Source organism: Pelagerythrobacter marensis, from assembly GCF_036700095.1.
GTDB classification, from domain to species: domain Bacteria; phylum Pseudomonadota; class Alphaproteobacteria; order Sphingomonadales; family Sphingomonadaceae; genus Pelagerythrobacter; species Pelagerythrobacter marensis_A.
Genome location: NZ_CP144918.1, coordinates 1,513,547 through 1,525,597 on the forward strand (window position 1 = coordinate 1,513,547; position 12,051 = coordinate 1,525,597).

The 12,051-nt window shown below is 69.3% G+C and carries 12 protein-coding genes and 1 tRNA gene; 8 read left to right on the top strand and 5 right to left on the bottom strand.

Annotated elements, in window-relative coordinates:
* The first annotated feature begins 86 nt into the window (after positions 1-86).
* From V5F89_RS07045 to V5F89_RS07080, 8 genes are all read left to right on the top strand, one after another.
* Positions 87-1,817 carry an SPOR domain-containing protein gene (locus V5F89_RS07045; RefSeq protein WP_338444960.1) on the top strand — a complete coding sequence of 577 codons (1,731 nt, stop codon included), beginning with the start codon at positions 87-89 and terminating at the stop codon, positions 1,815-1,817.
* Between the two features lie 172 nt (positions 1,818-1,989).
* Entirely contained in the window at positions 1,990-2,475 is a 486-nt protein-coding gene (locus V5F89_RS07050) for a YbjN domain-containing protein (protein ID WP_425334339.1), read from the top strand.
* 113 nt (positions 2,476-2,588) lie between these two features.
* Positions 2,589-3,332, top strand: coding sequence for a Bax inhibitor-1/YccA family protein (locus V5F89_RS07055; protein ID WP_338444961.1), 744 nt, complete (start codon positions 2,589-2,591; stop codon positions 3,330-3,332).
* Between the two features lie 151 nt (positions 3,333-3,483).
* Entirely contained in the window at positions 3,484-4,581 is a 1,098-nt protein-coding gene (locus tag V5F89_RS07060; RefSeq protein ID WP_338444962.1) for a hypothetical protein, read from the top strand.
* A gap of 104 nt (positions 4,582-4,685) precedes the next feature.
* A tRNA-Ala gene (locus V5F89_RS07065) sits at positions 4,686-4,761 on the top strand.
* 129 nt (positions 4,762-4,890) lie between these two features.
* Positions 4,891-5,952 carry an Obg family GTPase CgtA gene (gene obgE / locus V5F89_RS07070; RefSeq protein WP_338444963.1) on the top strand — a complete coding sequence of 354 codons (1,062 nt, stop codon included), beginning with the start codon at positions 4,891-4,893 and terminating at the stop codon, positions 5,950-5,952.
* Positions 5,953-6,031: 79 nt separating this feature from the next.
* Entirely contained in the window at positions 6,032-7,165 is a 1,134-nt protein-coding gene (gene proB / locus V5F89_RS07075; protein ID WP_338444964.1) for a glutamate 5-kinase, read from the top strand.
* Complete coding sequence (locus V5F89_RS07080) at positions 7,165-8,073, top strand: NAD-dependent epimerase/dehydratase family protein (RefSeq protein WP_338444965.1); 909 nt, start codon at positions 7,165-7,167, stop codon at positions 8,071-8,073. Before proB ends, V5F89_RS07080 begins: the two co-directional genes overlap by 1 nt.
* Positions 8,074-8,094: 21 nt before the next feature.
* Here the strand turns inward: V5F89_RS07080 and V5F89_RS07085 are convergent, their stop codons facing one another.
* From V5F89_RS07085 to cobA, 5 genes are read right to left on the bottom strand one after another with little or no spacing between them, the layout of a single operon-like run.
* Complete coding sequence (locus V5F89_RS07085) at positions 8,095-8,889, bottom strand: phosphoadenylyl-sulfate reductase (RefSeq protein ID WP_338444966.1); 795 nt, start codon at positions 8,887-8,889, stop codon at positions 8,095-8,097.
* Positions 8,882-9,319, bottom strand: coding sequence for a DUF934 domain-containing protein (locus tag V5F89_RS07090; RefSeq protein WP_338444967.1), 438 nt, complete (start codon positions 9,317-9,319; stop codon positions 8,882-8,884). The genes V5F89_RS07085 and V5F89_RS07090 overlap by 8 nt, the downstream gene beginning before the upstream one ends.
* Complete coding sequence (locus tag V5F89_RS07095; RefSeq protein WP_338444968.1) at positions 9,312-10,946, bottom strand: nitrite/sulfite reductase; 1,635 nt, start codon at positions 10,944-10,946, stop codon at positions 9,312-9,314. Before V5F89_RS07095 ends, V5F89_RS07090 begins: the two co-directional genes overlap by 8 nt.
* Entirely contained in the window at positions 10,946-11,242 is a 297-nt protein-coding gene (locus V5F89_RS07100; RefSeq protein ID WP_338444969.1) for a DUF2849 domain-containing protein, read from the bottom strand. Before V5F89_RS07100 ends, V5F89_RS07095 begins: the two co-directional genes overlap by 1 nt.
* Positions 11,239-11,997 carry a uroporphyrinogen-III C-methyltransferase gene (gene cobA, locus V5F89_RS07105; RefSeq protein WP_338444970.1) on the bottom strand — a complete coding sequence of 253 codons (759 nt, stop codon included), beginning with the start codon at positions 11,995-11,997 and terminating at the stop codon, positions 11,239-11,241. The genes V5F89_RS07100 and cobA overlap by 4 nt, the downstream gene beginning before the upstream one ends.
* Between the last annotated feature and the right edge of the window lie 54 nt (positions 11,998-12,051).

Consider the following 12,051-nt stretch of genomic DNA (forward strand, 5'->3'; position numbering starts at 1 on the left):
CGGCGTCGCTGCGCCACGTCTCGACCGTCACCCCGACGCCGCCCCTATGAACCGGCTTCGGCAGGGGCTATGGCGGCGTTTCGGCAATGCGAAACCTATCCGTCCCTGTCCTGATCGGCGCGCTCGCTGCATTCGGTTGCGGCGTTCCTCTGGCCGCGCAACCGGATGCGGTGTCGCGCCCGGTCGTCCAGCCGCTGCCGTCGCCCGCGGTGGGCGAGCTTACCGACGCCCTGCAGCGGCTGGCGCGCGATTCGCGCGATGTCGACGCTTTGATCGACGCGGGCAATGCCTCGCTGGAACTGAACGATATCGAGGCTGCGATCGGCTTCTTCGGCCGGGCGCAGGAACTGTCGCCGGAAAATCCGCGCATAAAGCTCGGGCTTGCCGGTGCCTTCGTGCGTTCGGAGCGTCCGCTGGAGGCGCTTCGCCTGTTCGACGAGGCGGAGCGTTCGGGCGTGTCGACCCGCGCTTTCGCGAGCGAGCGCGGCCTGGCTTACGACCTGGTGGGCGATGCCGCGGCTGCACAGGCCCAGTACAGCCAGGCCCTGGCCGGCGGGGAGGACGACGAGACCCGGCGGCGCCTGGCCATCAGCAAGGCGATCGCCGGCGATCGCGAAGGGTTCGAACAGACGCTCTATCCGCTGCTCGAGCGGCAGGATTTCGCCGCGTTCCGCGCGCGCGCCTTCGGCCTCGCGATCCTGGGGGACGAGGATGAAGCCGTCGCCATTGCGGAGGCGGTGATGCCGCGCGACCTGTCGGCGCGGATCGCCCCCTACCTGCAGTATATGGGCCGCCTGACCAGGGCGCAGCAGGCGGCGGCCGCCAATCTCGGGATGTTTCCCCGGGCGGCGCAGATCGGGCGGGACGATCCGCGTATCGCCCGATATTCGGCCACGAACGCGCCGCCCGTATCGTCCGCCGATTCGCGGCTCGAACCGCGCGGCGAGCCGCTGGGTCGGCGCGCCGGCAGCGAAACCGCGCAGCGGGGGGATTCCCGAAGCGCGCGGCGCGGGCGCCAGCGGGCGGGGGGCCGGCAGGGCTCCGAACCGCCGCCGCAGCCGGCGCAGGGCGCGCAAGCAGCGGAACCCTCGCCCGAAGAACTGCCCCCGGCCCGCCCGGCTGAGACGGAAGGGGCAGCCCCGCCGCCGGCGGCCGAAGCACAGCCTTCCGTTCCGGCCCCAGCCCCGGCCCCGACACCGGCCCTCGCGGTGATCGCGGAGCCTGTCGTGCAGCATCTCCCCGCAGCGTCCGACCCTGCGCAGCCCGCCACCGAAGCGGCGGGCCCGCCCGATTCGGCTGCACCGGCAGTGTCCGACAGCGCCCCTTCGCTGGCGCCGGGCTTCGATCTGGGCGCGGTATCGGGCGAGGACATCGCCGATAGCGCGCCCGCCGTCCCGGCCAGCGTCGCCGACGCTTTCGCCGCATTCACGCTCCCGCCCGGGGCCACTGCAGCGCGGTCGCCCGACGCGGTCGATATTACCGCCATCGAACCTCCGCGCGAGGTCCGCGAGGAGCCGCCGGCCCCGCCCGCCAAACCCGCTCCGCCCGCGCATCCGCGGCGGTTCTGGGTGCAGGTGGCGACCGGCCGCGACCTGGCGGCGTTCAAATTCGATTGGCGCCGGATCAGCCGCAAGGCTCCCGAAGTTCTGGGCGACTTCGAACCGATGACGACGCCCTGGGGGGAGGCGAACCGCCTGCTCGCGGGGCCTTTCCCGAGCGAGAAGGCGGCTTCCGAAGCAGTGAGCAAGCTGCGCGAGGCCGGGCTCGACAGTTTCCCCTTCACCAGCGAGGAAGGGCAGGAAGTCTCGCCGCTCTGAGGGTCGGCGGCGCCGCGCCGTGCCCGGCTTTTGCACAAGCTTTGAACAGTCTTGTGCGGTTCTCCCCAGCAGCCGACGGGTCCGCGATTGCAACGCCGCCCCGTCTCGCTGCATCCAGCGCATTGTAAACACTAACCGGGATTTAACGGCGATGGGAACAGGCGCGAAAAGCATGTTGTTGGGCGACGACGCCGCCCCCGTGGACATGCTCGCCGCGCTCTTCGAGGCGCGCGGCTGGCCGTGCCAGTCGCTGTCCGAAGAGGAAATTCTGGGGGAAATCCAGGGGAGCTGGGGGAAATACCAGCTTCGCGGCGTCTGGCGGCGGGAGGACCGGGTGCTCCAGCTGATCAGCCTGCCCGACATCCGCCTCTCGCGCGAAAAGATGCCCGATGCCTACGAGCTGCTGGCGCGGGTCAACGAACAGCTCTGGCTCGGCCATTTCGACATCTGGTCGCAGGGGGACATGCTGGTCTATCGCCACGGCGTGATGCTGGGCGACGACGGGCTGCTCAGCCTCGACCAGGCGCAGGCCCTGGTCGAAACCGCGATCGACGAATGCGACCGTTTCTATCCCGCGTTTCAGTTCGTGCTGTGGAGCGACAAGTCGCCGCGCGATGCCCTGGCGGCGGCGCTGGTCGACGCCGCCGGCGAAGCCTGAAAGCGCGCCCGGCCGATCGAATGCAGTGATCCCTTGAAATAGTGCGCTGCGCAGGCGATATTGCGGGTGTGACCGGCGGCTATTCCGTCGCCGACAATGGAGAGCTGATTACAATGGCTGATTGGAACGAACCCCGCCGATCTCAGACGGGATTCGGCGCCTCCCCCGCCTACCGCGGCCAGGTCGCCACCGGCGAGACCTTCGACGCGGGGCTGCGGCAGCATATGCTGTCGATTTACAACTACATGACCTCGGGCGTCCTGCTGACCGGGATCGTCGCGCTGCTCACGTTCATGAGCGGGCTGGCCTACGATCTCTTTTCCGGCCCGATGCGCTGGATCGTCGCCCTTTCGCCGTTGGCAATCGTGTTTGCGATGAGCTTCGGGGCGAATCGCTTCGGGAAAACCACGCTGCAGGCGCTGTTCTGGGCCTTCGCGGTGCTGATGGGCCTGTCGCTCTCGTCGGTCTTCGTCGTCTATACCGGCCCCTCGATCGCGGTCACGTTCTTCGCCACGGCCGCGGCCTTCGCCGGGCTGAGCCTGTGGGGCTATACCACGAAGAAGGATCTCAGCGGCTGGGGCAGCTTCCTCATCATGGGCGTCGTCGGCCTTATCATCGCCAGCCTGCTCAATTGGTGGCTGCAATCGCCGGCGCTGCACTACGCGGTCGGCGCTCTCGGCGTGCTGATTTTCGCCGGCCTCACCGCTTATGACACGCAGCGCCTGAAGACGCAGTATTTCCAGGTCCGCGGCACCGAGTGGGCGAACAAGGCGATCGTGCTCGGCGCGCTGAGCCTGTACCTCGATTTCATCAACATGTTCCTGTTCCTGCTGCAGTTTCTCGGCAACCGCGAGTAATCGCACGCAGGACTCGTTCTATCGTGCCCGGGGCGTTCCATGCGCCTCGGGCATTTTCTTTGCCTCCGTCAGGGACTAGGGTTGCGCGCTTAATGCTGGCGCAATCCGCGATGGGCGATCGTGGCGCCTGGGCGAAGGAGGATGATTTACAATGTTCGGACTGACCACGGGTCGGATTCAGCTGCTGGCGATCGCCGGCGGCATGGCGATGCTGGCCGGGTGCGCCGCGCCGCCGCCGCCGCCCCCACCGCCGCCTCCGCCACCGCCGCCGGTGAAGGTCATTCCGCCCAAGCCTACACCGCCCGACGGTGCGACCGGCGCCATGTTCATCCCTCCTGTCGGCCCCGACGGCGTGCGGCGGACGGTGAATTACGGCCTCTCGACCGCGCAGACGATCTGGAATGTCCGTTCGGCATTGAACGTCGCGGCGCTCAATTGTCTCGAGGCCGAACACGCGGAAATCCTGCCGGCTTACAAGTCGCTCCTCGAGCGCGGGAAGAAGGCGCTGAGGCGGACCAACCGCAACCTCCTGGCCGAATTTCGCGAAAACCACGGGTCGGAAGGGCAGGCCGCCTACGACCGCTATATGACGCAGGTTTACAACTACTTCGCGCTCCCGCCGGCGCTCGACGACTTCTGCGACGCCTCGCAGCAGATCGCGCGGGAATCGTTGCTGGTGGAGCCGGAGAACTTCGACAGTTTCGCGCTGCGCAGCCTCCCCGTGCTGGAGGCCGTGTTCGAGGATTTCTTCCGCTCGTACGAGCAGTATCGCGCGTCGCTCGCCGCCTGGAATGCCGAATACGGTCCGCCGCAAGCGGGGGCGACGATGGTTGCGACGCAATCGGACCCGGTCGGTGGACAGGCCGATGCAACCGTTTCGCTCGGCGCGACCTATCGGGACGCGGACGAGGCGGCGGTGCAGCCCATTCCGACTTTCGAACCGGCGCCCAGCCTTGCGGCGCAACCCCCGGCCGCGAGCGCGGCGGGTTCGCTGTCCGGCGCAGTCCAGTCGGTCGATACCGCCGCGATGCCCACCGTGGAGCAGCCGGTACAGCCCGTGGAAGAGCCGCCGGTGCAGATGGTGTCGAGGCCGGTCGTGCAGGGCGAAGAGACAGCCCCGCAGCCCGGCTTCGGGCCGACGCTGACCGCCGAAACCCCGCCGGCGGAGACCGACGATACGCCGGCCATCGTCCTCACCCCGGTGCCCGAGGCGGCGGGCGAGGGGGACGACGATAACGGCGGCCGATAGCGCAAGGCGCGCCGGCCGGGCGAATTTGCCCTTTGCAGCCCGCCCCGCTTTCGCTAAGGGGCGCGCTCCCCGGGCCGACGAGCGCCCGGAAGCAGACCTGGAACGGGGCCGTAGCTCAGTTGGGAGAGCGCGTCGTTCGCAATGACGAGGTCAGGGGTTCGATTCCCCTCGGCTCCACCAGGCAACCCGCCGTGGCGAGAATGCGGTTCAGGAACGCGGCCCGGGCGGGTCGCTTGCTTTTGCGGCCGAACGCGCGAGGATAGCCAAAGGGGGCGAGCGGCCCCCGCCGGCGCTTGAGGCTGAACGACTATGCATTTCCTCGACCAGGCGAAGATATTCCTCAAGTCCGGGGCGGGCGGGCCGGGCGCTGTCAGCTTCCGGCGCGAAAAGTATATCGAATACGGCGGGCCCGACGGCGGCAATGGCGGCCGTGGCGGCGACATCGTGTTCGAGGCGGTCGCCGGTCTCAATACCCTGATCGATTTCCGCTATGCCCAGCATTTCAAGGCCCAGCGCGGCGGGCACGGCATGGGCAGGGACCGCACGGGCGCGGGGGCGCCGGATCTCGTGATCCCGGTCCCCGTCGGGACGCAGATCCTGTCGGAAGACAAGGAACAGGTCTTGGCCGACTTCACCGAGGTCGGGCAGCGCCTCGTCCTGCTGGAAGGCGGCATGGGCGGCCGGGGCAATGCCAGTTACAAGACCAGCACCAACCGCGCGCCGCGCCAGCACCAGCCGGGCGAACCGGGGCAGGAAATGTGGGTCTGGCTGCGGCTGAAGCTGCTCGCCGATGTCGGCCTGCTGGGCCTGCCCAATGCGGGGAAGAGCACGTTCATCAACCAGGTGACCAATGCCCGGGCCAAAGTCGGCGACTATGCTTTCACCACGCTGGTCCCCAAGCTCGGCGTCGTGCGCCACAAGGGGCGCGAATTCGTGCTGGCCGACATTCCCGGACTGATCGAGGGCGCTGCCGAGGGGGCGGGGATCGGCGACCGGTTCCTGGGCCATATCGAGCGTTGCCGGGTGTTGATCCACCTGATCGATATCGCCGGGCAGGACCCGGCGGCGGCCATGCAGACGGTCCGCGCCGAGCTGGCCGCCTATGGCGAGGGGCTGGCGGACAAGCCGCAACTGGTCGCGCTCAACAAGGTGGACCTGGCCGATGCCGAACTTGTCGCCGGCTTCGCGAAGGAGCTGCGCGCGGCCGGCGCGGACGAAGTGTTCGGCGTGTCCGGTGCCACCGGTGCCGGGGTCGAGGCCCTGCTGGACGCCGTTCTCGCCTATCTGCCCGACAACACCGCGACCGAGACCAGGGGCGCCGAAGTCGAAGACGCATCGGAAGACCGGGGCGACTGGTCTCCGCTCGGCTAGGCGCCACAGGCGGCCGTTCCGCCGCTTATGCGCCCACGTTGTGGATGACGGGCGGAAACGGCTGGGCTAAGCGCCCGCCATGGCGATCTCTGCCCTCCAGGACCTGTCCGATCCGGCTGCTGCACCGCGGATCGTGATCAAGATCGGCTCCGCGCTGCTGGTCGACGGCTCCGGCCGCCCGCGCGCGGCGTGGCTCGATTCGCTCGCCGGCGAGATTGCCGGCCTGTGCGCTGCCGGGCGGGAGGTCGTCGTGGTCAGCTCGGGCGCGATCGCGCTGGGGGCCGCGCGGCTGGGGCTGGAGCGGGGCGGCCGCGGCAATCTCGCCGACGCGCAGGCCGCCGCCTCGGTCGGACAGATCGCGCTGGCATCGCTCTGGTCCGAGAAGCTCGCGGCGCAGGGCCTGACCGCGGCCCAGCTTCTGCTGACGCTCGACGATCTGGAGGATCGCCGGCGCTATCTCAACGCTTCTTCGACCCTCGCGCGCCTGCTCGAAAGCGGGGCGGTGCCGGTGGTGAACGAGAACGACAGCGTCGCGACGCAGGAAATCCGCTTCGGCGACAACGACCGGCTCGCTGCGCGGGTGGCGCAGGCGGTGCGGGCCGACGCGGTCCTGCTGCTGTCCGATGTCGATGGTCTGTTCGATCGCAACCCGCGCGAAGCGGGCGCCCGGCTGGTGCCCGTGGTCGACGGGATCGACGATGCGGTTCGCGCGATGGCCGACGGCGGCTCGGCTTCGGGCCTGGGATCGGGCGGGATGACGTCCAAGCTGCAGGCGGCCGAGATCGCCGAACGCGCGGGGATCGCGCTGGCGATCCTCAATGGCGCGCACCCCGCACCCATCGCCCGGGCGCTGGAAAGCGGCGTGGGGACGGTGTTCCTGCCCCGCCGCCGCGACGGCGCGCGCAAGGCCTGGCTGGGCGGCCGCCTGCGCGAACGGGGGGTGCTGACGGTCGACGCGGGCTGCGCCGCCGCGCTGGCGCAGGGCGGCAGCCTGCTGGCCGCCGGGATCACCGCTGTCGAAGGCGCTTTCGAGCGCGGCGACCTGGTCGCGATCCGCGACCCGGCCGGCACGGCGATCGCGCGCGGCCTCGCCGAATACGGCGCGGCGGAATGCGATGCGCTGAAAGGGCTGCGCAGCGCCGAGCACGCCGCGGTGCTGGGCTATTCCCCGCGCGCGGCGGTCGTCCACCGCGATCATATGGTGATGCTGTGATGCTGGCGCTGACAGGCGGCACGGGGTTCGTCGGCCAGGCGACGCTCGACGCGATCGCGCGCGGCAATCTTTCGGCGCGTGCCCTGGCGCGCAAGGTTCCGGGCGACAGCAGGCCGGGGATCGAATGGGTTCGCGGCAGTCTGTCCGACCGCGCCGCGCTCGCGCGGCTGGTGGATGGCGCCGAGGCGGCGATCCACATCGCCGGGCTCACCAGCACGCTGGTCCCCGCCGAGTTCGAGGCGGCGAACGTCGCCGGAACGCTGGCCCTGATCGAGGCTGCGAAGGCCGCCGGGGTCCGGCGGTTCGTGTTCGTCTCCTCGCTCGCCGCGCGCCGGCCCGATCTCTCGGCCTATGGCGCGTCGAAGGCGCGAGCGGAGAAAGTCGTTGCGGCCAGCGGTCTCGACTGGACGATCGTGCGTCCGCCCGCGGTTTACGGCCCGCGCGACAGGGACATGTTCGAGCTGTTCCGCGCCGCGCGCCGCGGCGTGGTGCCGATGCCGCCGGCGGGGCGCGCCTCGATGATCCACGTCGACGATCTGGCCGACCTCCTGCTCGCGCTCGTGCCGGGCGGGGAGGGGGTGAGCGGCGCCGTCTTCGAACCCGACGACGGGCGCGAGGGCGGCTGGCCCCATCGCGAGCTGGCGCTGGCCATCGGCACGGCGGTCGGCCGGCGCCCCTGGGTGCCGCATCTGCCGCGCGGCGTGCTCGACTGGGCATCGCGCATCGATTGCGCGGTCCGCCGCGACAAGGCCCGCCTCACGCCCGACCGGGTGGGCTATATGTGCCACCCGGACTGGGTCGCGGACCCTGCGCGCGCGGTGCCGACGGACCGGTGGCGGCCGCGCATTCCCACGCCGCACGGGCTAGCCGCCACGGCGCAGTGGTATCGCGACAAAGGGTGGCTGTAGCGGCCGCCGCCGCGAAACGGATCAGAACGCGGGGTCGTATCCCGGCGGCAATTCGCCATCGGGCGTCAGCGGCGTGTGGATGCCGCATTCGGTCTTGTCCCAGCCTTTCCACCGGCCCGAACGCGGGTCCTCGCCCGGCGCGACCTTGTGCGTGCAGGGGCTGCACCCGATCGAGGGATAGCCTTCGGCCACCAGCGGGTGCGGGGGCAATTCGTGCTCGGCGATATAGGCGGCCAGATCGTCCGCGCTCCAGTCGATCAGCGGATTGATCTTGAGTCGCCCTTGCGCGTCGGAGGTATCGATTTCGAAGCGGGGCAGGTTCGCCCGGGTCGCCGACTGGAACGCCTTGCGCCCCGTCAGCGTCGCATCGAAATCGGACAGCGCGGCGGCCAGGGGAAGGACCTTGCGGATCTCGCAGCAGCCATCGGGATCGTAGGACCAGCGCAGCCCGCTTTCGTCGCGCCTGGCCAGCAGTTCCGGGTCGGGCCGCAGGTTGACGAGCCCGGTCAGGCCGAGTTGTTCGACCAGCTGGTCGCGATAGGCCAGCGTTTCGGGGAAATGCTTCCCGGTTTCGAGGAACAGGACCGGCAGCGAGGGGTCGATCTGCGCGATAAGATGAAGCAGGACAGCGCTTTCCGCGCCGAAGCTGGACACCGTGGCGAGGCGCCCGACCAGCCCGTCCGCGATCACCGCGCGCAGCATCTCTGCCGTATCGGCGCCGCGGAACATGCGGTTCAGCCGGATCGCATCGGCATCGGTGAAACGCGGCCCGGTCTCTATCCGGTCGCGCAGGCGGATCGGATCGGCGTCAGCCATTGTCGGCTCCATGACGAAGGTTCCAGATGGGCACCCGCTCGTCCGCCGCCGGCTGGTAGACTTCGGGCCAGCGCCCGAACGCCGCCTCGGCATCGCCCGGATCGAAGGGGCGGTCGGGCGCGAAGGAATCGAACCCGCACCGCCGCATGGCGGAAAGCTGATCGACCAGCACGTCGCCCACCGCGCGCAGTTCGCCGGCATAGCCGGCTTCGCGCAGCACGCGCGCGGCGGAATAGCCGCGCCCGTCGGTGAAGGCGGGGAAGTTCACTTCGACCAGGCGAATCTGATCGAGATGCGGGATCAGCGCGCGCGCATCGTCGCCCGGCTCGACCCGCACCGCGGCGGCGTTCGTCTGGTCGAGGAAGGCATCGACCGTCACCGCCGGATGGTCGACCGTCTCGTCGTCGCGAAAACGCAGCAGCTCAGCCATAGAGTGCCTCCTTGAACGGTTCCATGCCGATCCGGCGATAAGTGTCGAGGAAACGCTCCCCGTCCCGGCGCTGCGCGAGATAGACGTCGGTCGCTTTCTCGACCGCGTCGACGATTCCCGCCTCGTCGAAACCGGGGCCGGTGATCTTGCCGAGCGAGGTATCGTCGGCCTCGCTCCCGCCCAGCAGGAGCTGGTAGTTCTCGACCCCTTTGCGGTCGACGCCCAGGATCCCGATGTGGCCCGCATGGTGGTGGCCGCAGGCGTTGATGCAGCCCGAGATCTTGAGCTTCAGCTCGCCCAGCGTGTCGCTCTTGCCGTTGGCGGCGAAGCGTTCGGAAATCTTCTGCGCCACCGGGATCGAGCGGGCATTGGCGAGGCTGCAGTAATCGAGGCCGGGGCAGGCGATGATATCGTCCACCTGGTCGAGATTGGGGGTCGACAGGCCGGCTTCGTCGAGCGCGCTCCACAGCGTGTGCAGATCGGCCTTGCGCACATGGGGCAGGACGATGTTCTGCGTGTGCATCACCCGCAGCTCGTCGAAACTGTACCGTTCGGCCAGATCGGCGATCAGGCGCATCTGGTCGGCGCTGGCATCGCCTGGAATGCCGCCCACCGGCTTGAGGCTGATGACCGCCGAAGCATAGCCCGGCGCCTTGTGCGCGACGCAGTTGCGATCGACCCACAGCGCGAAATCCGGGTCCGACCGGTCGATCGCATCGGGCAGGCCCTGTTCGAACGGCGGATCGGCGAAATAGGCCTTGATCCGTTCCAGCTCGGCCAGCGGCGGCTCGATATCCTGGGCCAGAAGGTGCGCGAATTCCTCCTCGACCTGGCGGGTGTATTCCTCCGCGCCCAGTTCGTGGACCAGAATCTTGATCCGCGCCTTGAACTTGTTGTCGCGCCGGCCGTAGCGGTTGTAGACGCGCAGGCACGCCTCGGCATAGGTCACCAGCTGGTCGAGCGGAACGAATTCGCGGATGCGCGGCGCGATCATCGGCGTGCGGCCCATGCCGCCGCCGACGTAGAAGGCCGCGCCCAGCGCGCCGTCCCCGTTCTTCACGATACGAATGCCGATATCGTGCAGCTTCATTGCCGCGCGGTCGGTCTCGCTCGCGATCACCGCGATCTTGAACTTGCGCGGCAGGGCGATGAATTCGGGGTGGAAGCTCGACCATTGCCGCAGCAGCTCGGCATAGGGGCGCGGATCGACCAGCTCGTCGGCCGTGGCGCCGGCGAAATGGTCCGAACTGATATTCCGGATGCAGTTGCCGCTGGTCTGGATGGCGTGCATTTCCACTTTGGCCAGATCGGCCAGAATGTCGCCCGCATCCTCCAGCTTGATCCAGTTGTACTGGATGTTCTGGCGAGTGGTGAAATGGCCGTATCCGCGGTCGTATTTCTCCGCGATATCGGCCAGCGCGCGCATCTGCCGGCTGTTGAGCGTGCCATAGGGCACCGCGACGCGCAGCATATAGGCGTGGAGCTGGAGATAGAGCCCGTTCATCAGCCGGAGCGGCTTGAACTGGTCCTCCGTCAGCTTGCCTTCGAGGCGGCGGCGCACCTGGTCGCGGAATTCGGCGACGCGGGCGTCGACCATGGCCTGGTCGTATCGGTCGTATCTATACATCAGATCACCCAGTTCCCGGCGGTCGGATCGGCCGGCTTGAGCGTGAGGTCGGGGCGCACGGTGGGGCCGAGCGCGCGGATGCGTTCCTTGATATGGGCGGGGCGCACGCCGTCGGCGGTCTTCTCGCCCTCGATCACGTAAGGCGCGTTGACGCGGCGGGCGGCTTCTTCGCGCAGAGCGATATCTTCCGCCTGCTCGCCCGCGTCGACCGCATCCTCGACATGGATCGACCAGTCCACGCCGGTCCACCATACGACGGCCCCGGTCTTGAGGTCGTTTCCGGTCACGATCTTCATTGTGCAGCCTCCGCAGCCAGCGCGGCGACGAAGGCGTCGCCCCGCGCAGCGACCTCGCCGATCACGATCAGCGCCGGGCTCTTCACCCGTTCGCGCGCGACCAGCCCGGGCAAGGCGGCGAGCGGGCCGCGCAGCACGCGCATTTCGGGCCGGCAGGCGTTCTCGATCACCGCCAGCGGCATGTCGGGGGCAAGGCCGTCGGCCATCAGCTTCTCGGCGATCTGCGGGGCGGTCTTGACGCCCATGTAGATCACCAGAGTCCGCCCCTTGCCCGCCAGCCCGGCCCAGTTCTGTTCGGACAGCCCCTTGCACTGGCCGGCGACGAAGCTGACCACGCTCGCGGCATCGCGATGGGTCAGCGCGATCTGCGCTGCCGCGGCCGCGCCGTTCGCGGCGCTGATGCCGGGCACGATTTCCACCGGCACGCCGGCGATGCGGCACGCCTCCGCCTCCTCGCCGCCGCGGCCGAAGATGAAGGGATCGCCGCCTTTCAGCCGCACGACATCGCGCCCCTTGCGCGCTTCGCGCACCAGCAGATCGCAGATCGCGTCCTGCGGCAGCGTGTGACGGGCGCGGCGCTTGGCGACCGAGACCAGTTCCGCCGATTCGGGCGCGAGCGCGAGCACGGCCGGATCGACCAGGCCGTCGTGGATCACGATTTCCGCGCCTTGCAGCAGGCGCGCGGCGCGCAGCGTCAGCAGGTCCGGGTCGCCCGGTCCCGCGCCGACCAGATATACGGTTCCGACATCGTCCATGCCTGCAAGATGCGCGGGGGCGGGCGCCGGCGCCAACGAGAATGCATGTCAGTG